Below are 22,197 nucleotides of genomic sequence, written 5' to 3'. Positions count from 1 at the left end.
GGAGTGTTTTTTAAATTTACTCTAACCGCACATACTACGATATTGCTATTCGCTCTTTTGCTGTTACTAAAAAGTGCCTGTGATCTACGATCCAAGTAACGGTAGGTGTTTCACACTGTGGTACTTAAGTGCTAATCCGATACAATGCCCCAATGGCCCTTGTTCAACTTTAGCATCTAGAGGAATAACAATTGCTCTTTTTCCTTCATATTCAAAATCATCGTGATAAATTTCTTTGAAAGTATCGATCAAAGTTGTCTGGCAATGAAAGTAAACCTTTATGACATCAGAGTCTTTGGATTTCCAGTCTATTCGAATTGTACTACCACCTTTAACAAGGTAGCTGGCCTCACCCCACTTGCAAGCCTCTTCAACTTCACCTAAACCGTTTTCTTCGGCGACGGTAAAAATTAGGCGGCGAATATTATCAAGCTGCCTTTGAGCCTCTATAGGGTAGAAAGAAAATTTATACTCTAGTTCAGGATCCACGCAACCTCCGAATTAATGATACGTAATAATTGAAGATCAACCAAATAATCAATAAATGATCAGTTAATCGAAATACTATTACTGGTTTTGAATAATTGGGCTCTCAGCATTAAATAAACCAAATAAAATAAGCTATTAGCCCTGCTAATAAGAACGAACTCGCTAACCAAAACTTGTCGCTAACAGGTCGTTTATTTACGGCGCTATAAGCTCGATAATGACTTATGCCAATATAAAATAAAGTAGCGATTAGAGCCGTTGCAAAATGTACTACCAAGGTTAAAGGGGCAAAGTTTTCTTCCCAAAGAAAAACAATTTTAGAGGTGGTTACATAAAACAAATCAAGTACTGTGACATGCAGCCATAAAATTAAAAATACAAGTAAATAACGCTGGGTGTTTTTTGTCATCGTTATGCCAAAGTTAAACCAAATATAAAAAGTTGAAAAGTAAGAGAGGCATAACAGGATTACTTATTACCCGTTGAATTAAGCCAAGCTAACAAGTCGTCATACTGAAATTGGTATGATAACAGCTGTCTAATTTTATCACTAACTACACGCTTACTTTTAGTTTCTTTGTCGGCTGGTTCAAATTCGGGCTTATTATTTCCTATACTTACCGCTGCTTGTTGATAAAAGTGCTGCTTCAACACCTTCATGTTACTGGCAATATTAAAACATCCTGTAATATTAGGTTGTTCAATAATCTTAGCGATACATGTTACTACATCAGCTTGGTGAACAAGGTTTACGTAAGCATTTGGCTCGGTTAACACACGCCCTTGTTTAAAAAAATTACCTGGTAATCGATTAGGGCCAACCAAACCTGCTACCCTTAAAGAAACCGCTGCCAAGCCACTTTCTAATACTATCTTTTCAGCTTGATACAGTTGTGCAACTTTGGCTTGTGTTATGTCTAATTTAGCATCTTCTGTTACTTCTCCGATTAAGCCGCCATAAATGGCGGTGCTGTTAACTAAAATAATATGTTTAACGTTGCCTTTTTTGGCGTGTGCCACAACTTGAGCTAACTTTAGTGCATAATCAGTTTTTCCTGAGCGCATTTGCGGCGTAATAGCAATTACAAGTGTCTGACAATTAAAGCATTGATAGGTATTGGAATCTGCGGTGTTTAACGGCAACACTAAACGCTCTGCAATGGCCCCAAGTGCTGATATTTGGGTAAGCCGTTCTAATGATTGACCTGTACCCACTACCGTATAGTTATGTGCCAATAAATGCATTGTTAATGCTTGTCCCAACCAACCACATCCAATAATGGCAACACTTTTATTTATAGACATTATGCGCCTTGTTGTTAGTGAGTTAGCTTACGAAACTGCTTAATTGAAGTAACAACTTCAGAAGAAACATCGTTTGGTACAACAAAGGTTAAGTTGTATTGTAAAATTTTCCAACCATTGGCTGTATTTATTAACACGCCGCTACCTCGACAATGACCATAAGCTTCATTCATTAATAGTTCATCAAAAAATATCACTTGGTCGGCTTTTGCAGTTGTTAAGTTGCGTTCAATCACTTTATAAGTCCAGCCTCTTCCCTTGCTAAAATAAGGCTCAACAAAGTCTTGAAAAGTTTCTTTTGTCCATCGCTCTGTGCCGTCTGTACCTAATATAATGGCATTGTCTGCCATGGTGTTAAAGTAACGTTCAAAATTAGCGTCTGATGCGGCTTGATGATATTGATCAAGCACTTGGCTAGCGGTGTTTTGTGCCACGCTATAGGTAGAAATAACCGTTAGCATAATAATTACTATATATTTTAACATCAGTTCATTTTCCTGTTTTTAACTACGTAGGTAGCAATAAATTGTGCCGCGACTTTTTCTCCGCTAGTGATATTTACGGTTAGGGTAACTTTTTCGTTTCGGCCATTTTTAAGTCGTGTAAATTCTGACAATTCATTTTTGTCTGAGGTGGTAGCATAAGCTATCCCTTCTACAGGCGATAGGTATTTAACTTCGGCTTCTGCTAACACTATGTCGCCTTGTAGTTGCTTTTCATGTAACTGCAGAGCAAGCCAACCCCAACCAGCCAGTGTTGCTAGGGTATAAATACTACCAGCGAACATTGTATTGTGAAGGTTTTTGTTAATGTTTAAATCGCACGTGGTAACAAGCTTTTTTTGATCATAATAGGTGATATTAATACCCATTGCCTTGCTCATAGGAATAGTGGTATGCCAAGTGTGCTCAAGCTCTTTAACTGCTAACGGGTGTTTACTTATTGCCGATTTAAGTAGCTTATGCATGGCTATGTGCTTAATTTCACCAAACAGCACATGTGAAACTAGGTCACCTTGGTAACCTAATTTTTGATAAAACCCTACTGCTTGCTCTCTTGCATTGAGCGTTATGGTAGCGACACCAAACTTTTTAGCGACTTGCTCTAACGCATCAATAATTACACGCCCTAAACCTTGCCCGTGAAATGAGTCTGCTACCGCCATATAACGAATTTGTGCATTATTGTGGTTAGTAAAGTGCAATCGTCCTATAGCAATAACTTGGCCTTGCTCATTAATTACCATTCTGTGAACAGACTGTGTTTCAAGTTCATCTTGCTCACTTCCTAAAGGTTGCTGCCAAGGCGCTCTTAACGTTTGCCAGCGTAGTTGATAATACTGTTCATATTCTTGCGGATTTTGTGGCGCTCTACATTCAATCATCTACTAAGCTTAAGTATAACTATTTATCAGTTGAACTATATTAAATGAAATTACAGAAACATCTAGCACAAGGACGCATAATTTACTTTAAAGCAGGTCAGCAACAACTTACTATTACTGAAAGCAACCATTATCGGTGGTTAAGCTTAAACGATGTGGTGCAAAGTATTATGTTAAAGCGGCACCCTTGCCAACTTGTATTGCCTCATCAGCTGGCTATGGTTTTACCGCTGCAGTTTTTTAAACCACACAATATTCTTGAAATAGGGCTAGGTGGCGGTGCGCTTATCCGCTTTATAAAGCAATTACTACCTCACTGTAACTTTACCAGCTTAGAGTTAGACAAAAGTGTAATTGATGCGTTTAATTGCTTTTTTAATCCTGCACAGCATTACACAACTATTATTAACGAAGGCGCAGAATGCTGGTTGAAAACTCAACCTTGTGTGAACGTTGACTGGCTAATAATTGATGTATTTTTAACGATGAATGACTCTGTTATTTCATCTGGGTTAGTTAATATGGTGCTTAATAAAACGCAAGAGCAAACGTTAATAACGCTAAACCTCCCTAATGAGCAAGCACACAGTGTAAACGCCTTATTAAAACATTTGAAGCAAATAACAGGGGCGCAAGTGCTGTATTTTAATGTGCCACATTATAAAAACATTGTAGTGCATATTTTACCTGTAATGAACGAGGCGTTAACTGATAACCCCCTTTCGCCACTAAAGCCTTATCAACAAAGTCGTTGGCATTCGCTATGGCAACATGGCATACAGCTGTAAATTAACGTCAGTTCGAAACTAAACCTAATATGCAGTTAAGTTATATACTTAAGGTAAAAGTAACCGGGCCATCGTTAAGTAAGCTCACTTTCATATCAGCACCAAAAATACCTGTTGGCACTGTAAATCCTTGGCTTCTCAATTGCTGACAAAAATATTGATATAATGCTTTACTCATTTTAGGCTCAGCAGCACTAGTAAAGCTTGGCCGCAGTCCTCGGCTGGTGTCGGCTGCTAAGGTAAATTGAGACACTACTAATAGATCTCCGCCTACTTGCCCAACATTTAAATTCATTTTTCCTTTTTCATCTTCAAAAATACGATAGCCTGCCACGCGCTCTGCGAGCCTTTTAGCTTTTTGTTCAGTATCTTCGGGCTCAACAGCTAACAGCACTAATAACCCTTGTGCTATTTCCCCTGTTATTTCTCCCTCTACGACAACATTTGCCTGCGTTACTCGTTGTATTAGCGCTATCATTCTTTATTCTCGTATAAAAAATTGGCCATTGTATCTGTTGCTTTGCAAATGGCGTTAATCGTTTGGCTTTCAAAACCACTGTGCCCTGCTTGTGGAAGTATTTGTAAGGTGGCATTACTCCATGCACTCACTAGTTCATCAGCATTACCTAATTGACACACCATATCGTAACGACCATGAATTATAATCGCTGGTATATCAACAATTGCATTTATGTTGTTAAGTATATAATTTTCTTCAAGAAAGCTACTATGATAAAAATAGTAGTTAGAAAGCTGAGCCATGCATAACGCTTTATGCGTGTCTTCTACTTTTAGTAAACCTATTTGGTGGTACTCAAGTGTTGATAAGCGCAATTCCCATAAATACCACGCTTTACTTGCTGCTGCTTTTGCTAGTTCATTGTCGCCACTAAAAATATGGTGATAAGCCTTTAAAGGGTTTGACCGCTCACCTTTTGGTAATGGTTGTAAAAACTCACGATAATACTCAGGATAAAATCGCGCTGCACCGCTTGGTTGATAAAGCCAGTTATATTCTTTTTCTGTAGCTAAAAACACCCCTCTTAAAATAAATGCGAGTACTTGCTTAGGGTACTTAATACCGTAACATAAGGCTAATGTTGTTCCCCATGAACCACCACAAACCAACCATTTATCAATAGCTAAATATTTTCTTATAGTTTCAATATCTTCTACTAAGTCAGCGGTTGTATTGCTTATTAAACTTAACGTAGGGGTTGAACGACCACAACCACGCTGATCAAATACTATGATGCGATACACTTCTGGGTCAAAGTAGCGCCGATGATTTTCACTTGAACCACCACCCGGGCCACCATGAAGATAAACCACAGGAAGCCCTTTGGGATTACCGCTTTGTTCAATATATATTTGGTGTCCATCTGATAAGCTTAACCACTCTTCTTTATACGTGGCTAAATACGGGTATAAACAATGAGACATGTTAACTCCCTAAAATTATAGTGGCTCGGCTTCTGACTCTGGTTCAGGTTCAGCTTTAGGTTTCTTGCTATTAAATTCTTCTAAACTTACTGTAAATAATGCACCAAACAAAACAACTAACCAAGACAAGTAAACCCATAAAAACAATATAGGTATACTGGCTAATGCGCCATAAATAGCCTTGTAAGATGGCAAGTGAGTCACATAAAGCGCAAAACCTTTCTTGGCAAATTCAAATAATACTGCCGCTAACAACGCACCAAAAAAAGCGTATTTAAACTTAACGACTTTATTTGGCACAATCATGTACAAAATTAAAAAAGCTACTAATGAGGCTATTATGGGTAATGCTCGCATTAAGTAATTTGAGAAACCCAAAATATCGTAATCACCTAATGAAACCAACGAGACAATATAGGTAGTTGCAACAAGGCTACTTCCAACAAGCACGGGCCCTAAAGTAAGTATCATCCAATACATTGAAAAAGCCGTAAGCAATCTTCTCTTACGGGTAATTTTCCAAATATTGTTTAACGCTTTATCAATAGATGAAATCAATAAAAGAGCAAAGAAAAATAAGAATGAAATTGCGATTGCAGACATTTTAGAAGCATTAGCAACAAAACCGGTAATATGCCCTTTAACCGCATCGCCAGCTGCAGGTAAAAAATTTGCATAAACAAAGTTTTCAATAATAACTTTTATGTCCGCAAAAATAGGGAACGCTGTCATTACCGATAACGTTACAACAATTAAGGGCACTAAAGACATTAACGTAACATAAGCCAAGTAGCCGGCACTAACGTGTACTTGCTCGGTCTGTATTTTGCCAATAAAAAATCGAAAAAAATCAGTAGTTTTCTCTTTTATTGAACGAATAGGTATTTTTTTAGGTAATTTCATTTTTATAGTAAATAATTTATTAATAACTACAGTATATTATGATATTACTAATACCAAGTTAAATAAATTAAATAAAAGAGGTCACTATGTCAGGACAAGGTTCAGGTGGAAATGTTATTGCCGCAATATGTAATGTGTTTTTCCCCGGTTTAGGGCAATTAGTACAAGGAAGAATATTAGCAGCAATCTTTTTCTTTCTCGGAATGGCAATTTCTTGGGTGCTAGTTTGGGTAGCAATTGGTTGGCTACTGGTTCCTATTGTTTATTTATGGTCTATTATTGATGCTGCACGTTTTAAATCATCGGATTAGCTATTATGACCAAGATCAACGCTTTTATTATTGCACTTTTACTCACATTAACAGCGTGTTCTAGCGCTTATTACTCTGCTATGGAGAAAGTTGGCATTCACAAACGTGACATTTTAATTGACCGCGTTGAAGAAGCTAACGATTCACAAGAAGAAGTAAAAGAAGAGTTTGCGAGTGCATTAGCCCAGTTCTCATCATTAATTACCTTTGATGGCGGCGAATTAGAAACGCATTATCAACAAAGCAAAGCACACTATGAATCAAGTGAGCAAGCGGCAAAAGATGTTTCTGATCGGATTGATGCCATTGAAAATGTAGCTGAAGCATTATTTGATGAGTGGCAAGATGAAATTGAGCAATACTCAAACGCATCGCTTAAGCGCCAAAGCCAAAGTAAATTACGACAAACGCAGCGTAATTATCGTAAGGTGATTATTGCCATGCAAAGTGCTGAGAAAAAAATGGCGCCCGTACTAACCGCTCTAAAAGATAATATGCTGTATTTAAAACATAATTTAAATGCGCAAGCGGTGGGTGCTTTAAAAGGTGAATACCAATCGATAAAGCGTGATATTGACGTATTAATTAAAGAAATGAACAACTCAATTGACGACTCGCAAGCGTTTATTAACACATTAAAGGCTCAGTAGTCCTATATTAAGTCGTTTTATATTAGGGCGTGTTGATCTTTCGAGTATAAATTTTGTACGAGTTAAACATGATTTAATTGAGGCGTAGCGAGTAAAGTGTAGTTATTCTACATAAATGAGCTAGACAGCTTCAGCGTCCTGCTCACGCTAAGTACCTACTTCCATGTGGGCACATCTTCGCGTCCTGCTCACGCTAAGTACCTACTTCCATGTAGGCACAGCTTCCGCGTCCTGCTCACGCTAAGTACCTACTTCCATGTAGGCACAGCTTCCGCGTCCTGCTCACGCTAAGTACCTACTTCCATGTAGGCAACAAAAAGTAAATCATGTTTAAACGTATCCGTAGAACAGCGCCTCTTTGGTTTTTCTACGGTGTTTTTACTTATTTATGGGAAACAACCCCATTACATAAGTTCAGCCCTGTATAAACACCAAATAAATCGCTGCAAAAATGTACAACAAAAATAAACACGCCCTAGCTATACTCAAATTGCTTCAAAGTTTAAATTGAAGCTTGTTTGGGTATAGCGCTTAACTCTTCATGTATATGATTAACTTCTGCTAAAAGTTCAGAAAGCTCTTTTATTTGTTCAGAGCCTGCAGAGCCCTCTTCGAATAATTGACTTAACTTTTGCAGCTGTTTTAATTGCTCGGGAGACATAATCCATACGCTCTTATTATATTTAGTTATTTAGCTTTAACTTCTGCTCTTGTATTTTTTCGCTGATAGCTGCCGCTATTGGTATCACGCCCATCATTGATATATTCTTGGTATAAAGCAGTTAACTCATGTTGTTCAACACTATTTGCGTTATTAGAGAGCATTTTTTCGAACAAACTATTTAAGCGCTCTACTTTAGGGTGATCCATCATTCCTTTCCTCGTGATAGTCCAAATTAATATAATCGTAAATCACATTGAAAATTGATTAAATTAATTATCACAGCATTAAGGGCAGTCTATCACTACTAATAAAGTCGGCTAGTGAGTGAATAAATGTTTACGAAAGCAAAAAGCAGTACAGGATTTAAAAACAGAAAAAAAGATTATATAACATATGGTTAAAGAAATAGGATTTGATAAATATTAATAACTGAATAGCATAACTGACAGAAGGTTGAGAGATGTCTTACAATTTAGGGGGCAATATCTCACCCAATATAATTAAATAAAAAAACGCCGCTTTAATTAAAGCGGCGTTTTACTTAATAAACTTAGCGCGTTAACTATTTTTTAGCTGCGCGGCCTTCACGTTTACGATCACTCTCTTTCAAGAACTTTTTACGAATTCGAATGCTTTCAGGCGTAACTTCAACTAGTTCGTCGTTATCAATGAACTCTAGTGCTTGTTCAAGCGACATAACAATAGGTGGAGTTAATGTTTGTGCTTCATCAGTACCTGATGAACGAACGTTGGTTAACTGCTTACCTTTTAATGCGTTTACCGTTAAATCGTTATCACGGTTATGAATACCAATAATTTGACCTTCATAAACATCAACACCATGCCCTATAAACAAACGACCACGTGATTGTAAGTTAAATAAAGCATTAGTTAACGCTTTACCTGTTGCGTTAGCAATCATTACACCGTTCAAGCGTTGACCAATGTCACCGCCTTTATGAGGCCCATATTCTAGGAACGTATGATAGATCAAACCTGAACCAGAGGTTAATGTCATAAATTCAGTTTGAAAACCAATTAAGCCTCGGCTTGGCATGATAAAGTCCATACGAATACGGCCTTTTCCATCAGGTGCCATATCAGTTAGCTCTGCTTTGCGAACACCCATTTTTTCCATAATTGGGCCTTGATGCTGCTCTTCAACATCAATCGTTACAGATTCGTAAGGTTCTTCAAGCTGTCCGTCTACTTCACGAATAATTACTTCTGGACGTGAAACGGCTAATTCAAAACCTTCACGTCGCATATTTTCAATTAGAATACCTAAATGAAGTTCACCACGACCTGATACTTTAAATTTATCGGCATCATCTAATTGCTCAACACGTAATGCAACGTTATGAACTAATTCTTTGTCTAAACGGTCTTTAATATTGCGAGAAGTTACAAATTTACCTTCTTGACCGCAAAATGGTGAGGTATTTACTTGAAACGTCATATTAATGGTTGGCTCATCAACCGATAATGGTGGTAATGGAGCAATTTCATTAGGACAGCAGATCGTATCTGAGATTTTTAATTCACCTAAACCTGTTATTGCAATAATATCACCTGCATGAGCGATTTCACTTTCATGACGCTCTAAGCCTAAGTAGCCAAACACTTTACCTACTTTGCCGTTATGCATTTTACCATTAGCGCCTTGCACTGTAACTTGTTGGTTAGGCTTTACTGAACCACGAGTAATACGGCCAACACCAATAACACCAAGATAAGAGCTATAGTCTAATTGTGAAATTTGCATTTGAAATGCACCTTCCGCATCAGCATTTGGGGCAGGTACTTCATCAATAATCGTTTGAAACAATGGTGTCATGTCTGTGCCAACAACACCTTCTTCTGTAGATGCCCAACCGTTAATGGCCGACGCATAAACAACTTTAAAGTCGAGTTGGTCATCAGTGGCGCCTAAGTTATCGAATAAATCGAAAACTTGATCCATAACCCAAGCTGGACGAGCACTTGGCTTGTCAATTTTATTAATAACAACAATTGGTTTTAAACCTTGGGCGAATGCTTTTTTAGTTACAAATCGCGTTTGCGGCATTGGACCTTCTTGAGCGTCAACAATCAACAATACTGAATCTACCATTGACATAACACGTTCAACTTCGCCACCAAAGTCAGCATGACCTGGAGTATCTACAATATTTACACGGTAGTCATTCCAGTTAATAGCTGTGTTCTTAGCTAATATGGTAATACCACGTTCTTTTTCAATGTCGTTTGAATCCATTGTACGTTCTTCAAGACCGCTTCTAGCATCTAGCGTACCGGACTGACTTAATAATTTATCGACTAGGGTAGTTTTACCATGATCAACGTGGGCGATAATCGCAACATTACGTAATTTCTCTAACACAAGCTTTGCTCAATAGGGCTATAATTGGGCGCGTATTATACAGTAAATACTCTTATAAATATAGCAACAATTTATATCAGCCGTTATTTTATTCATTATTGTTATCGTTAGTTGCCTAGGGTTTAACCTCTTTAAATGCACTTAAATGATCCATTTACCGCACCATTTAGGTGCAAACCAATGGATTGATTATCATCATTCCCTTATATACCAAGGTTTTCATTATTGGCACAATATTCGCTATACTCTGCGTAAGAATACTTTACAATGCAAAGAATAACCTAAGTGGAGAGACAATATGTCACAAGCGGTATTAGATCTAATTAAAGAAAATGACGTCAAATTTATTGACCTACGTTTTACTGATTCAATAGGTAAAGAGCAACACCTTTCTCTTCCTTACCACCAAGTTAATGAAGACTTTTTTGAAGATGGAAAAATGTTCGATGGTTCTTCTATCGCTGGCTGGAAAGGTATAAACGAATCAGACATGGTGTTAATGCCTGACCCTTCCACAGCTGTGTTAGACCCTTTTACAGAAGAAGTTACGTTAAATATTCGCTGTGACATTTTAGAGCCAGCAACTATGCAAGGCTATAGCCGTGACCCACGTTCTGTTGCACATCGCGCAGAAGAGTACCTTCGTTCTACCGGCATTGCTGATACAGTATTAGTTGGACCAGAGCCTGAGTTCTTTGTATTTGATGATGTTCGTTTTCATACTGACATGAGTGGTTCATTTTACAAAATTGATGATAAAGAAGCCGCGTGGAATTCAGGTACTACGTATGCTGAAGGAAACACAGGCCACCGTCCTGGCGTAAAAGGTGGATACTTCCCTGTAGCACCGGTTGACTCTTCTCAAGACTTGCGTTCAGCTATGTGCTTGGTAATGGAAGAAATGGGCTTAGTGGTAGAAGCGCATCACCATGAAGTTGCTACAGCAGGACAAAATGAAATAGCTTGCCGCTTTAACACTATGGTTAAAAAAGCTGACGAAGTACAAATTTATAAATATGTTGTTCATAACGTTGCTCATGCCTACGGTAAAACAGCAACATTTATGCCTAAGCCTTTAGTTGGTGATAACGGTTCAGGAATGCATGTACATATGTCTTTAGCTAAAGATGGCGTAAATTTATTTTCTGGTGATAAATATGGTGGTTTATCTGAAACAGCACTGTATTACATTGGCGGTATTATTAAACATGCAAAAGCATTAAATGCGTTTACTAATCCTTCTACCAACTCATATAAACGCTTAGTACCTCATTTTGAAGCACCGGTTATGCTTGCTTATTCTGCACGTAACCGTAGCGCATCAATTCGTATTCCAATTGTACCATCGCCTAAAGCCACTCGAATAGAAGCGCGCTTTCCAGATCCAACAGCAAATCCATACTTAGCCTTTACTGCGCTATTAATGGCAGGACTTGATGGTATTAAAAATAAGATCCATCCTGGCGATGCTATGGACAAAGATCTTTATGACCTTCCTGCAGAGGAAGCAGCTCAAATTCCACAAGTAGCCATATCACTTGGCGATGCATTAGATGCACTTGAAGCTGACAGGGACTTTTTAACTGCTGGTGGCGTAATGGACGATGACATGATTGATGCATATATCAACTTGAAGCGTGACGATGTTAACTTACTAAACATGACAACTCACCCTGTAGAATTTGATATGTACTACAGTTTATAAAGCGTTTTAGTTACGAATTAACAAAAAGCTCACTTAGTTGAGCTTTTTTTGTGGCTATAATAAGCAATATTAGATAAATTATAACCACGGCTATGCAAGGATGTTTATTAATTGACTCTTTTTACTCGATTTATTTTTATTGCAATCTTTTCTGCGTTTTGCGCAGAAGTTGATGCAGGGTCAACTAAAGTTTATGTTTGGCGTAATGCCGAAGGCATATTAGTTTATTCAGATAGCCCTAAGCCTGGTGCCGAAGAAGTTACTGTTCAAAACCCTAATATATCGAACTCTTCTATCGATACTTCTATTTTAGATATAACACCAAAGGTAGTTGAAAGTAACTATGAAGTAGAAATTATTCAACCCGTTAATAACGCTACAATTCGTGACAATACGGGCTCTGTTTATGTCTCAGGTCGCATAAAGCCTATTTTCAAAAGAGGCTTAAAAATTAGTTTATTGATCGACGGAAAACCCTACCTAGAACCTCAATCTCACTCTATGTTTGTACTACGAGACATAGAGCGTGGTGAGCATCAAATTCAAATGAACTTGCTCGATGATAAAGGCAAGATTATTGCATCATCAACACCAATCACCTTTTATATGCATAGAGCGTCGGTGATTAAAGCAAATTAGTGATTTTTTTACGCTAAACAAGTAAACTAAAAATTCATAACGCACCATAATGGTGCATAGAGGTTTGGTGTTGAGCGATACTAAAAGCGTTAAACAAATTAAATTAGCCTATCAACAGAGAATACCTAATCAATTGGTAACTGCTGTTCTTGTGCTTGACCAAAATCTAGCCATTCAGTATGCAAACCCTGCCGCTGAGGCTTTATTAATTAGAAGCTTTAATAAGCTCTATAATCAGCCACTAGCAAATTTATTTATTAATGATCCAATCAAGCAAGAGCGACTTAACCAACTGCTGCTATCTGGCCAAGAGTTTAGCGACAGCGATGTTATATTAGAGCTATTTGTAAACTATAAAATAACGATTGAGTTAATGGCTTCAGCCGTTACCTTTGAAGACTTGCCACATATATTATTAGAGCTTAAGCAAATTGATCAGCAGAAAAATATTAATGCGGAAGCATTTCAGCACCAACAGTGGGAGTCTGCTCGTGATTTAATTAGAGGGCTTGCACATGAAATTAAAAACCCCCTTGGTGGTTTAAGAGGTGCAGCGCAGTTATTAAGTAAAGAGCTTACCCAATCGCAACAAGAATATACAGAGATGATCATTGAGCAGGCCGATCGCTTAACCAACCTTGTCGATAGACTGTTAGGGCCAAACCAATTACCCAACATGACCCAGCACAATATTCATTCTGTTTTAGAAAAAATTTATAATGTTGTTCGCTTTGACAATAATGAAGGCATTAGTTTTGTGCGCGATTATGATCCGTCATTACCTGAAGTCACTTTTGACGATGATAAACTTCAACAAGCGCTTTTAAACATCGTAAACAATGCAATTCAAGCCCTTGAACACAATGGTACCATAACATTAAAAACACGTGCAGCTACTAATAAAACGATTAATGGTAAGCGTATAAAGTTATGTGCAAGTATTTGTATAATTGACAACGGGCCTGGTATTCCAACCAAAATCAGAGATACCTTGTTTTATCCTATGGTATCGGGGAAAACGAATGGTACCGGTTTAGGCTTATCCATTTCTCAAACACTCATTCACCAACACGGTGGTAAGTTATCTTACTCAAGTAAGCCAGGTTATACCGAATTTGAAATATTACTTCCAATTATCAACGAGGCAAGTTTATGAACAATGAGCAAGTATGGATTGTTGATGATGATAGCTCAATCAGATGGGTGCTAGAAAAAGCATTATCTAGTGCAAATATTACCAGTGCATCTTTCGATAGTGCTGACAATGTTCTCACCGCCCTTGTTCATGATCAGCCTGATATTATTATTTCTGATATTCGAATGCCCAATATGGACGGTATGGCGCTATTAAATAAAGTTAACCAACAATACCCTGATATACCTACCATTATCATGACTGCGCACTCTGATTTAGAAAGCGCGGTTAACGCATATCAGGGTGGCGCGTTTGAATATTTGCCTAAACCCTTTGATATTGATGATGCGCTTGCTCTAATTCAACGCGCGCTCATTCATGCCAGTGAAACAAGCACCAATAACAAACAACAGATAGCAACCCCGTCTTCCGTTGGTATAATTGGCGAAGCCCCGTCTATGCAAGAGGTATTTCGTGCTATTGGTCGTTTGTCTCGATCTAGTATTAGTGTGTTAATAAATGGTGAGTCTGGTACGGGTAAAGAACTAGTAGCGCATGCGTTACATATGCATAGCCCAAGGTCTGCATCCCCCTTTATCCAGCTTAATATGGCCGCTATACCTAAAGATTTGATTGAGTCTGAATTGTTTGGCCATGAAAAAGGAGCTTTCACTGGCGCAAACTCTGTAAGACATGGGCGTTTTGAACAAGCTCATAATGGCACATTATTTTTAGATGAAATAGGTGATATGCCGTTAGATATACAAACGCGATTACTTAGGGTGTTGTCTGACGGGCAATTTTACCGTGTTGGTGGCCACTCACCAATAAAAGTAGACGTAAGAATAATTGCTGCCACACATCAACATTTAGAAGTACAAGTGAATAATGGCGACTTTCGTGAAGACTTATTTCATCGTTTAAATGTGATCCGTATTCATCTGCCAAGTCTGAGAGAGAGACGCGAAGATATTAAGCAACTTGCTGATCACTTTTTAACATTAGCTTCAAAAGAGTTAAGTGTTGAACCTAAAAACCTACATCCAAAAACATTAGCATTTCTCGAACAATATCATTGGCCAGGCAACGTAAGGCAACTTGAAAACCTTTGTCGGTTCTTAACGGTTATGGCAAGTGGTAAGGAAATTATTCTTAGTGACTTACCTGCTGAAATTACAGCCTTACCAACTGCAAGCAACTTAACCGAAAATAGTTGGCAAGAATTTTTGCGTCAGTGGGTTAACGAGCAACTAAAGCAAGATACTGACAATATTATCGAAAAAGTTCAGCCAGAGTTTGAGCGTATTTTACTGCAGTGTGCATTAGCTCATACGCAAGGACACAAACAAGATGCGGCTAAAATTATAGGTTGGGGTAGAAATACACTATCGCGAAAGCTTAAAGAGTTAACATAAAACGTAGCAAGATAATCTGCTTAGCGTTATTGATGACACTCTTTTGTTTCACAGGGTTTACAGCTGTTACATAACTTAATATTTAAGAAGTGAGCAGTCACAATGAGTAATGCACCTAAAGCTATAATAAAAGGTTGTACGGCTTCAGAAAAGTCGTGTTTTTGCCAGTAAATAATTACCCCCAATATCAAAAGATAAAATGGGTATAGTTTGCGATGATAGCGTTTAAAACCAGAAAGCATTGCAATTGAGCCAAGAACAGCCGTTATAATTAAAAACACATGCTCCCAAACGTGATCAGCTAAAAAGCTCACACCCAATAACGGGAGAGCAGGCAATATGACAGGTAATAATATACAGTGTAACGCACATAATGACGTTGCTGTAATACCTATTCTATCTAACATGCTGATTATCCAATACTCAAACTTTAATATTGAGATATTATCACACTTGATACATTATCACAAAACGATATTTTATAAATATTGATAAATAACCTGAGTTCTGGATAACGGATGTACGATCAACACAGATAAAGTTATATTTTTAAATTGCTTATTACAGAACAATCGTATTGCTTATGTAGTTATATATCAATGTTATAAGTGTTGAGTGAATCAAGGCAAGTTTGCGTACCTAATAGCGAGCTATTAGTAGCAAACTTAACGCAGATACGCGCAAAAATCGTGACATTGACGTGCTTAGCTTATCCAGAACTCAGGTTAAATAATTAGGCACGCTCAATATTAAACGTAATAACTTCGCTTATGGTGTTTTTACCAAGTGCTATCATCAGCAGTCGATCAACACCTAGCGCAATACCTGAGCATTTTGGCAATCCCTTCTCCATAGCCTCAATCAAATTATTATCAATCGGTTTCAACGCTTTACCTAATCGTTTTCGTGTTTCATTATCACGATGAAAGCGGTTTAACTGCTCTTCTGGGTCGGTTAACTCTTCATATCCATTAGCCAGTTCAACCCCTTTAAAGTAGCATTCAAATCGATGGGCAACTCTTGGATCACTCTCAGATACGCATGCCAAGGCTGCTTGTGTTTTCGGAAAATCAACAATGACACAGGGAACTACCTTGCCAATGATAGTTTCTACATACTCAGAAAAAACATACTGCAACAAGGTGTCTTTTTCTGTTTCTTGGCTGATCCAATCATCATTAACACCACGCAAAGCTAAAAACCTCTGCAATTGTTCAATAGAGCATTGCAAAGGGTCGATAGTAGTCGCCTCTAAAAATGCATTTTGATAACTTTTAATTTCCGGCTGTTCGCAGGCTAAAAGTGTTGTTAATAAGTCACTTACTTCAGCGATTAACTCATTGTAACTAAAACCGACTCTATACCATTCAAGCATGGTAAATTCAGGATTATGGAACGCACCGTACGCCTCTTTTCTAAATGCTTTACAAATCTGAAATATCGAACCGTAACCGTGAGCTAGTAGTCGCTTCATTGCGAACTCTGGCGACGTTTGAAGGTATAGAAGCCTGTGCTCATGAATAGGAGTGTCTGGGAAATGTTCATAGGCAGTGTCGAACACATCTAAATGAACATCAGTTACCGTACCATTTGACAACAACGGTGTTTCTACTTCTATGACGTTTCTTTGATAAAAAAACATCCTAATTTCTTGGATAAACTCAGCTCTTTGCTTAGCAACTTCCCATGTCAATAATGGCACACTCATAAAATACTCTAAAAATTATAATTAATAGCATATAAAGCTGCAATGCATGCTATGTCAACGAATTAACATGTCTTGCAATCGAAGAAGTCCATACTGGGTATAAACATTATGCACTAAAAAGGCCAAACAGTTTTTGTTTGGCCTTTTTAGTATACCTAACCTGAACTCAGGTTAAGCAAAGTTACTCAGTAAGCTATTTTTGAGCCTATCTACGTTGAATTTGTTGCCAATAGCCCGCTATTGGATCAAAAAATTCGCCTTGATATTCACAAAACTATCAATACTGAGAAATAAAGGTTAGCTTTTTAAACAGTGAATAAAATTAAACTATTGAAAAAAATAATGTTTTATGTGAGAAAATCAACATTCATTAATCCGAGTTCAGGTTACCTATTACATTAAACGTTCTAACGTTACTCGTAAGAGCGCTCTAACCAGATAATTTGTAACTTAAGATCAGCAATTTCTTCGCGTGCTTGCGCTAATTGTTGCTCTAGCGAAATCGCGTCATAGTTATTTTTATTTGACTGTTCAGGTGTATATTGTCTTTCGCTCGTTTGCATTACATTCTCCATAACAGACTTTTGTATGTGTGATGAATTATTACACAGATAGCTTCATAAAAAAACAATTTCGTAAACTAAGATACTCAAACGAAATCAAAACAAAGCTACAACAAGTTACGAACTAAAATAAAAATATAAAATTCAAGAGGTTAACTAAATCTAAATCAAAAGAAAATAATGATTAAAACTTTCACTTCGAAACTAAAACACTCATATCTTCTTAAAGCCGGCTAATTGCTTTATCAAACAGTTGAGGCAAAAGGCTGATACTTTCTTGTGCAAGTTCGGTTTGCTCTTGCAATACCTCATTTAAAATAGCTTTTGTTGTTAACGGATTTGCGAGCACTACCCGAAAAACAACTGTTTTACGATTAGCGTACTTACTAACTTCTATCCGCGTGCGAGAAACAAACGACTTACCATTTTCACGCTGTCGTTTTTGAATAAACTTAGTTAATTGATCGAGCAATTGATTAATAGCTAACTGTTCATTTTCACAGCAGCGCTCTAAATACAGCTGCACTTGCTTTGGATTATAACGATAAGTTAATAAACAGAGCTCTGGTTTAGTAATTAATTCAAAATCTTCATGTTGTTCAATAAGCTGAGCATAATAATGTGCTTTTTCTAAACTCTGATTAATTAATAGCTCATATCCTGGGCGGCTAATAACATGCAAACTCGCATAAACTAACATTGCCATACCCGGTCTTGAGCCTTCGAGCGTGTGCGAGCCCAAGTCTTTTGAGCCCTTTCGCAAAATATATTCAGCATGATGAGCAATAGAGTTAGCACAAGACGGGTCTTTAAAAACAACTAAACCTGCCCCCATAGGCACGTACATTTGCTTATGCGCATCAATTGTGACCGAATCTGCAAGTTCAACACCTTTAAGAATATTTCGGTGCTTATTAGAAAGCAATGTTGCCCCGCCCCATGCAGCATCAACGTGAAAGTGGCTGTTAAATTCTTGGGCAATACCTGCCATTTCTTCAAGCGGATCAACATTGCCTGTTTCTGTAGTTCCGGCAACACCAACAATACTTAGAATAGCGATATTTTTCTGCCTTAGCTCAAGACACTTTGCTCTTAACTTTGTACAGTCTATACGGTTGTTTTCATCTGTAGGTATTGCAATAACGCTATCGCGCCCAATACCAAGTACATCGGCCGATTTTTTTAATGAATAATGACCACGATTAGACACTAACACAACTAAGCCATTATATTGATAATGGTTTAATGCTGCGAATAGCCCCTGCTGTGATACGCCTTTAAAGTTACCATCGGCTTTGAGTAAATTATTTCGAGCAACCCACAGTGCTGTAATATTAGCAACAGTACCACCCGAGCAAAAAGCGCCAAGCGAATGATCAGCACTGTGCATCCAATGCTGATAAAAGTCATCATTTTCTTGATAAACTAATCGATGCATCATGCCTAATACTTGTCTTTCAAGCGGAGTAAATGCTTTAGACGTCTCAATTTTAACTAAATTTTGGTTCAACCCTACCATCAGCTTAGATAGTGGTAGAATAAAATAAGGAAGTGCTGAGGTCATATGGCCAATAAAGCTTGGACTTGAGGTATGAACTGACTTTGCCACCAACTTGTCTAACAAATGATGCATATGATCTGAAACGTAAGCTGGCTCTTCAGGTATAGCTGAGCTTGCAAAGTCTTTTTCAATTGATGTTAATAAATGATCTTTAGCAACAATATGATCACCAAGAAAGCCCGCTAGATTTTGCGATATTTCTTGTTCTATTCGCCCCAAAGTTGAGTCAGGCGCTTCTGGAATAGTAAAAATGCGGTGTAGCGACTCTTCTGTAGCTGTAGCTTTTGGCGCACGCTTATTCGCGGTCATAGACATTCACTTTATATAATTAGGGCTGTGAAAACGATTTATAATAAGATCGGCACTTTAATAAAATTTACCGTAAATGTCTTGTATTTTTCGTGCTTATTATCAACTAGCTTAGTAAAGAGGCAAAGTATACTAATGCTAATTCAATCATTACCAAGCTACTAAATGCCACCATTAATACATTTTTTTTAATATTACGATTCATCACTCGACTCCTTTATATTTATTTATAATATTAGGTTACAAGTAACATACCAAAACATAACCACTTGTTATTAAACAATAAAAAACACATCAGATGAATAGCAGGCACAAATAGTTTTGTTTATAGACTAAAAGTTAGTCTTTTTCACCACACCCTCATCGTTAAGGGTAAGTGACAATTTATTTAATAAGTAGTTGCCAACATTGCTGGCCGCTCGCTCTATATTTTGCTTCAAATGGCGTTAATGCTTGCTGATCTTCAACTAGTGTAATGTCTCCGTGCTTACCCGCTAACGATGCAGCAAATTGAAACTCTTCTAAATACAAACGCCAATTACTACGCAAAATTAGGGTGTTGCAAAGTTTGAGCATCTCTGGAAAAACAGCGCTACCATGCCAACGTCTTTGAATATGTTTAGATTTAGGCCAAGGGTTTGGGTAAAGAATATAATGTTTACTCACCTGCCACTTTGCTGCAACAGCTAAACGATAAAAATCATTTAAGTCGGCTCTCACCAGCATAAAGTTTTCAACTTGATGTGTGTTAGTTTGATCAACTAGTACACTGTCATTTCGGTTAATGCGATGCGCAGATTTATCAACACCAATCACCAAGGCCGTTGGGTTCATTTTCGCGAGTAAACGGGTACTTTGGCCAACACCACAGCAAGAATCAAAAATTATCTCGCCTTGGTGTTGTTGCACCCTTTCGTTTACAAGGTTAAACGCTTCTTGGGTGTGCGCTTGAATAGGTTTTTGCGACGCATGAATTAGGTGCTTAAGCACTATTTTTTCAAGATTTTCATGCACGCCTGTTTGGTTAGTTACAATTGCTTTAGAGTCACCCACCGTTTCAGAATTTGTCATTGATCCTATACTCATTAACTTAGGCTTAACTACGCAAACCAATACCTTTAGTGATCAGTGTCATGGCAATAGCAAACAATGTCACAATAAAAATTAATAATACACCAAACGAAGCCGTTAAACTGACATCAGAGGTGCCTAAAAAGCCGTATCTAAACGCATTAACCATATAAACTATTGGATTTAATTTTGACACGCCTTGCCAAAACTCAGGTAGCAAACTAATCGAATAAAAAACCCCACCTAAATAGGTCAACGGAGTTAAAATAAACGTAGGAATTATTGATATATCGTCAAAGCTACCCGCAAAAATAGCGTTAATTAGCCCGCCTAAAGCAAATGTTGCCGAGGTTAAACAAACCGTAGCAATTATTACCCATATATTATGTATTTGAATATCAACAAAAAATAGCGCGACAACGGTTACGATTAAGCCAACTAATAAACCACGAGCCATTCCGCCGCCAACATACCCGGCTACTATCACCCAGTTTGGCACAGGGGCAACTAACATCTCTTCAACATTACGTTGCCACTTTGCGCTGAAAAAAGAACTGGCTACATTTGAATATGAATTGGTGATAACACTCATCATGATAAGCCCTGGCACAATAAACGACATATAATCGAAACCACCCATTTCACCAATACGAGCACCAATAAGCGAGCCAAAAATAACAAAATATAAGCTAATAGTTATGGCTGGCGGTACAAGAGTTTGCACCCAAATGCGCAAAAACCTATGGGTTTCTTTATGTAAAATACTTTTTAAAGCAACAATATTTCGTGCTGAAGACATTATTTAGCTCCTACCGCTTGTTCTGTTGATAACTTACTATTGCTCACTAAAGTAACAAACAACTCTTCGAGTCGATTAGACTTGTTGCGCATACTTTTTACATCAACTCCTTGTTGCGAAAGTTGAATAAAGACTTGGTTAATACTTTGTGATTTTTTAACGTCGACTTCTAAGGTGTGTTCATCAATAATGCGGTAATCAAACCCGTCTAATTCGGGAGTTAAATTTAATGCATTATGATCCAATACAAAGGTTTCAATATCTAATGTCGCTAACAACGACTTCATTGTGGTATTTTCAATGATGCTGCCAGAGTCAATAATCGCAATATTTCTACACAGCATTTCGGCTTCTTCTAGATAGTGCGTCGTTAAAATAATTGTTATACCTTGTTTATTTAACTCTCGTAAAAACTCCCACATTGAGCGACGAAGTTCAATGTCAACACCAGCAGTAGGCTCGTCGAGGATTAGCATTTTAGGTTCATGCATTAACGCGCGCGCTATCATTAAGCGCCTTTTCATTCCGCCTGATAGCATTCGCGCGGCGTCATTTCGCTTATCCCATAAGTCGAGTTGTTTTAAATACTTTTCAGCTCGTTGAAATGCTAACGCACGATTAACACCGTAGTAGCCAGCTTGATTAACTAAAATGGTGATTAACGACTCAAACTGGTTAAAATTAAATTCTTGTGGCACTAAGCCTATATAACTTTTGGCTGCTTCTAGGTCTGTATCAAGATCGTGTCCAAATACTTTTACCTGCCCAGAGGTTTTATTTACCAACGAAGTTATAACACCAATAGTGGTCGACTTACCTGCACCGTTTGGACCTAATAGTGCGAAAAAGTCACCTTCATTTACTGTTAAATCAATACCTTTTAATGCTTCAAAGCCACCTTTATAGACTTTTTTTAATGCAGATATTTCAAGTGCTTTTTGCATAGTTAACCTTTTGATTTTCTGTAAATAA

25 protein-coding genes are annotated in these 22,197 nt (G+C 37.7%); 7 read left to right on the top strand and 18 right to left on the bottom strand.

Translation table 11 applies throughout. The annotated features are described in order from the left end of the window. Window positions 1-84 precede the first annotated feature (84 nt). From QUD79_RS01865 to QUD79_RS01845, 5 genes are all read right to left on the bottom strand, one after another. Window positions 85-489: a DUF1801 domain-containing protein gene (locus tag QUD79_RS01865; RefSeq protein ID WP_184426011.1), complete on the bottom strand. Its 405-nt coding sequence runs from the start codon at window positions 487-489 to the stop codon at window positions 85-87. A gap of 109 nt (window positions 490-598) precedes the next feature. Further along, window positions 599-898 carry a hypothetical protein gene (locus tag QUD79_RS01860; RefSeq protein ID WP_184426013.1) on the bottom strand — a complete coding sequence of 100 codons (300 nt, stop codon included), beginning with the start codon at window positions 896-898 and terminating at the stop codon, window positions 599-601. 59 nt (window positions 899-957) lie between these two features. Further along, window positions 958-1,794: an NAD(P)H-binding protein gene (locus QUD79_RS01855; RefSeq protein WP_184426015.1), complete on the bottom strand. Its 837-nt coding sequence runs from the start codon at window positions 1,792-1,794 to the stop codon at window positions 958-960. Between the two features lie 14 nt (window positions 1,795-1,808). Next, window positions 1,809-2,279: a nuclear transport factor 2 family protein gene (locus QUD79_RS01850; RefSeq protein WP_184426017.1), complete on the bottom strand. Its 471-nt coding sequence runs from the start codon at window positions 2,277-2,279 to the stop codon at window positions 1,809-1,811. Continuing rightward, window positions 2,279-3,178 (bottom strand): bifunctional GNAT family N-acetyltransferase/hotdog fold thioesterase, encoded by a 900-nt coding sequence (locus tag QUD79_RS01845; RefSeq protein WP_184426019.1) that lies wholly within the window; start codon window positions 3,176-3,178, stop codon window positions 2,279-2,281. The genes QUD79_RS01850 and QUD79_RS01845 overlap by 1 nt, the downstream gene beginning before the upstream one ends. Before the next feature lie 44 nt (window positions 3,179-3,222). Here QUD79_RS01845 and QUD79_RS01840 point away from each other — a divergent pair, with 44 nt between their 5' ends. Beyond that, complete coding sequence (locus QUD79_RS01840; RefSeq protein ID WP_184426021.1) at window positions 3,223-3,966, top strand: class I SAM-dependent methyltransferase; 744 nt, start codon at window positions 3,223-3,225, stop codon at window positions 3,964-3,966. 40 nt (window positions 3,967-4,006) lie between these two features. Here QUD79_RS01840 and dtd read toward each other — a convergent pair whose 3' ends face one another. Genes dtd through QUD79_RS01825 form a run of 3 tightly spaced genes read right to left on the bottom strand, consistent with a single transcriptional unit; the run spans window position 4,007 to window position 6,312 of the window. Then, on the bottom strand, window positions 4,007-4,444 hold the full coding sequence (dtd, locus tag QUD79_RS01835) for a D-aminoacyl-tRNA deacylase (RefSeq protein ID WP_184426023.1): 438 nt from the start codon (window positions 4,442-4,444) through the stop codon (window positions 4,007-4,009). Beyond that, window positions 4,441-5,409 (bottom strand): prolyl aminopeptidase, encoded by a 969-nt coding sequence (pip, locus tag QUD79_RS01830; RefSeq protein WP_184426025.1) that lies wholly within the window; start codon window positions 5,407-5,409, stop codon window positions 4,441-4,443. Before pip ends, dtd begins: the two co-directional genes overlap by 4 nt. Before the next feature lie 15 nt (window positions 5,410-5,424). Beyond that, a complete protein-coding gene (locus tag QUD79_RS01825) occupies window positions 5,425-6,312 on the bottom strand; it encodes a virulence factor BrkB family protein (RefSeq protein WP_184426027.1) in 888 nt (295 codons plus the stop codon). An 86-nt stretch (window positions 6,313-6,398) separates the two neighbouring features. On the opposite strand from QUD79_RS01825, the gene QUD79_RS01820 reads away from it, so the two are divergent. Beyond that, window positions 6,399-6,623 carry a hypothetical protein gene (locus tag QUD79_RS01820; RefSeq protein ID WP_184426029.1) on the top strand — a complete coding sequence of 75 codons (225 nt, stop codon included), beginning with the start codon at window positions 6,399-6,401 and terminating at the stop codon, window positions 6,621-6,623. A 5-nt stretch (window positions 6,624-6,628) separates the two neighbouring features. Next, window positions 6,629-7,273: a DUF2959 domain-containing protein gene (locus QUD79_RS01815; RefSeq protein ID WP_184426031.1), complete on the top strand. Its 645-nt coding sequence runs from the start codon at window positions 6,629-6,631 to the stop codon at window positions 7,271-7,273. Window positions 7,274-7,775: 502 nt separating this feature from the next. Here QUD79_RS01815 and QUD79_RS01810 read toward each other — a convergent pair. The 3 genes from QUD79_RS01810 to typA all read right to left on the bottom strand — a co-directional run bounded on the left by QUD79_RS01810 (window position 7,776) and on the right by typA (window position 10,320). Continuing rightward, window positions 7,776-7,934, bottom strand: coding sequence for a hypothetical protein (locus tag QUD79_RS01810; protein WP_184426033.1), 159 nt, complete (start codon window positions 7,932-7,934; stop codon window positions 7,776-7,778). A 26-nt stretch (window positions 7,935-7,960) separates the two neighbouring features. Then, window positions 7,961-8,146, bottom strand: coding sequence for a hypothetical protein (locus QUD79_RS01805; protein WP_184426035.1), 186 nt, complete (start codon window positions 8,144-8,146; stop codon window positions 7,961-7,963). A 353-nt stretch (window positions 8,147-8,499) separates the two neighbouring features. After that, window positions 8,500-10,320, bottom strand: coding sequence for a translational GTPase TypA (gene typA, locus QUD79_RS01800; protein WP_184426036.1), 1,821 nt, complete (start codon window positions 10,318-10,320; stop codon window positions 8,500-8,502). Window positions 10,321-10,618: 298 nt separating this feature from the next. Between typA and glnA the strand changes: the two genes are divergently transcribed. The 4 genes from glnA to glnG all read left to right on the top strand — a co-directional run bounded on the left by glnA (window position 10,619) and on the right by glnG (window position 15,214). Next, complete coding sequence (gene glnA / locus QUD79_RS01795) at window positions 10,619-12,025, top strand: glutamate--ammonia ligase (protein ID WP_184426038.1); 1,407 nt, start codon at window positions 10,619-10,621, stop codon at window positions 12,023-12,025. A 111-nt stretch (window positions 12,026-12,136) separates the two neighbouring features. Then, complete coding sequence (locus tag QUD79_RS01790; protein ID WP_221435261.1) at window positions 12,137-12,664, top strand: DUF4124 domain-containing protein; 528 nt, start codon at window positions 12,137-12,139, stop codon at window positions 12,662-12,664. A 67-nt stretch (window positions 12,665-12,731) separates the two neighbouring features. Then, window positions 12,732-13,820 carry a nitrogen regulation protein NR(II) gene (gene glnL, locus QUD79_RS01785; RefSeq protein ID WP_425584432.1) on the top strand — a complete coding sequence of 363 codons (1,089 nt, stop codon included), beginning with the start codon at window positions 12,732-12,734 and terminating at the stop codon, window positions 13,818-13,820. Next, window positions 13,817-15,214, top strand: a complete 1,398-nt coding sequence (gene glnG / locus QUD79_RS01780; RefSeq protein ID WP_184426042.1) for a nitrogen regulation protein NR(I) — start codon at window positions 13,817-13,819, stop codon at window positions 15,212-15,214. Before glnL ends, glnG begins: the two co-directional genes overlap by 4 nt. Before the next feature lie 26 nt (window positions 15,215-15,240). Here glnG and QUD79_RS01775 read toward each other — a convergent pair whose 3' ends face one another. From QUD79_RS01775 to QUD79_RS01745, 7 genes are all read right to left on the bottom strand, one after another. Continuing rightward, a complete protein-coding gene (locus QUD79_RS01775; RefSeq protein ID WP_184426045.1) occupies window positions 15,241-15,621 on the bottom strand; it encodes a MerC domain-containing protein in 381 nt (126 codons plus the stop codon). Window positions 15,622-15,947: 326 nt separating this feature from the next. Next, a complete protein-coding gene (epmA, locus tag QUD79_RS01770; RefSeq protein WP_184426047.1) occupies window positions 15,948-16,922 on the bottom strand; it encodes an elongation factor P--(R)-beta-lysine ligase in 975 nt (324 codons plus the stop codon). A 413-nt stretch (window positions 16,923-17,335) separates the two neighbouring features. Then, window positions 17,336-17,485, bottom strand: a complete 150-nt coding sequence (locus QUD79_RS01765) for a hypothetical protein (protein ID WP_184426065.1) — start codon at window positions 17,483-17,485, stop codon at window positions 17,336-17,338. A gap of 223 nt (window positions 17,486-17,708) precedes the next feature. Continuing rightward, complete coding sequence (gene panP / locus QUD79_RS01760; RefSeq protein WP_184426049.1) at window positions 17,709-19,355, bottom strand: pyridoxal-dependent aspartate 1-decarboxylase PanP; 1,647 nt, start codon at window positions 19,353-19,355, stop codon at window positions 17,709-17,711. A 384-nt stretch (window positions 19,356-19,739) separates the two neighbouring features. Beyond that, the gene (gene trmB, locus QUD79_RS01755; protein ID WP_184426051.1) at window positions 19,740-20,426 is read right to left on the bottom strand and encodes a tRNA (guanine(46)-N(7))-methyltransferase TrmB; all 687 of its coding nucleotides are present in this window, start codon (window positions 20,424-20,426) and stop codon (window positions 19,740-19,742) included. Window positions 20,427-20,451: 25 nt separating this feature from the next. Next, window positions 20,452-21,225, bottom strand: coding sequence for an ABC transporter permease (locus tag QUD79_RS01750; RefSeq protein ID WP_184426053.1), 774 nt, complete (start codon window positions 21,223-21,225; stop codon window positions 20,452-20,454). Beyond that, window positions 21,225-22,169: an ABC transporter ATP-binding protein gene (locus QUD79_RS01745; RefSeq protein ID WP_184426055.1), complete on the bottom strand. Its 945-nt coding sequence runs from the start codon at window positions 22,167-22,169 to the stop codon at window positions 21,225-21,227. Before QUD79_RS01745 ends, QUD79_RS01750 begins: the two co-directional genes overlap by 1 nt. Between the last annotated feature and the right edge of the window lie 28 nt (window positions 22,170-22,197).

It is taken from the genome of Thalassotalea piscium (assembly GCF_030295935.1).
Lineage (GTDB): Bacteria > Pseudomonadota > Gammaproteobacteria > Enterobacterales > Alteromonadaceae > Thalassotalea_B > Thalassotalea_B piscium.
The sequence above is the reverse complement of the archived record's forward strand: the minus strand, read 5'-3'. Positions and strand labels throughout refer to the sequence as shown.

Coding starts and splice junctions, on each gene's coding strand:
- QUD79_RS01860 (WP_184426013.1), bottom strand. CDS start 898: ATGACAAAAAACACCCAGCGTTATTTACTTGTATTTTTAATTTTATGG.
- QUD79_RS01855 (WP_184426015.1), bottom strand. CDS start 1,794: ATGTCTATAAATAAAAGTGTTGCCATTATTGGATGTGGTTGGTTGGGA.
- QUD79_RS01850 (WP_184426017.1), bottom strand. CDS start 2,279: ATGTTAAAATATATAGTAATTATTATGCTAACGGTTATTTCTACCTAT.
- QUD79_RS01845 (WP_184426019.1), bottom strand. CDS start 3,178: ATGATTGAATGTAGAGCGCCACAAAATCCGCAAGAATATGAACAGTAT.
- QUD79_RS01840 (WP_184426021.1), top strand. CDS start 3,223: ATGAAATTACAGAAACATCTAGCACAAGGACGCATAATTTACTTTAAA.
- dtd (WP_184426023.1), bottom strand. CDS start 4,444: ATGATAGCGCTAATACAACGAGTAACGCAGGCAAATGTTGTCGTAGAG.
- pip (WP_184426025.1), bottom strand. CDS start 5,409: ATGTCTCATTGTTTATACCCGTATTTAGCCACGTATAAAGAAGAGTGG.
- QUD79_RS01825 (WP_184426027.1), bottom strand. CDS start 6,312: ATGAAATTACCTAAAAAAATACCTATTCGTTCAATAAAAGAGAAAACT.
- QUD79_RS01820 (WP_184426029.1), top strand. CDS start 6,399: ATGTCAGGACAAGGTTCAGGTGGAAATGTTATTGCCGCAATATGTAAT.
- QUD79_RS01815 (WP_184426031.1), top strand. CDS start 6,629: ATGACCAAGATCAACGCTTTTATTATTGCACTTTTACTCACATTAACA.
- QUD79_RS01810 (WP_184426033.1), bottom strand. CDS start 7,934: ATGTCTCCCGAGCAATTAAAACAGCTGCAAAAGTTAAGTCAATTATTC.
- QUD79_RS01805 (WP_184426035.1), bottom strand. CDS start 8,146: ATGATGGATCACCCTAAAGTAGAGCGCTTAAATAGTTTGTTCGAAAAA.
- glnA (WP_184426038.1), top strand. CDS start 10,619: ATGTCACAAGCGGTATTAGATCTAATTAAAGAAAATGACGTCAAATTT.
- glnG (WP_184426042.1), top strand. CDS start 13,817: ATGAACAATGAGCAAGTATGGATTGTTGATGATGATAGCTCAATCAGA.
- QUD79_RS01775 (WP_184426045.1), bottom strand. CDS start 15,621: ATGTTAGATAGAATAGGTATTACAGCAACGTCATTATGTGCGTTACAC.
- epmA (WP_184426047.1), bottom strand. CDS start 16,922: ATGAGTGTGCCATTATTGACATGGGAAGTTGCTAAGCAAAGAGCTGAG.
- QUD79_RS01765 (WP_184426065.1), bottom strand. CDS start 17,485: ATGCAAACGAGCGAAAGACAATATACACCTGAACAGTCAAATAAAAAT.
- panP (WP_184426049.1), bottom strand. CDS start 19,355: ATGACCGCGAATAAGCGTGCGCCAAAAGCTACAGCTACAGAAGAGTCG.
- trmB (WP_184426051.1), bottom strand. CDS start 20,426: ATGACAAATTCTGAAACGGTGGGTGACTCTAAAGCAATTGTAACTAAC.
- QUD79_RS01750 (WP_184426053.1), bottom strand. CDS start 21,225: ATGTCTTCAGCACGAAATATTGTTGCTTTAAAAAGTATTTTACATAAA.
- QUD79_RS01745 (WP_184426055.1), bottom strand. CDS start 22,169: ATGCAAAAAGCACTTGAAATATCTGCATTAAAAAAAGTCTATAAAGGT.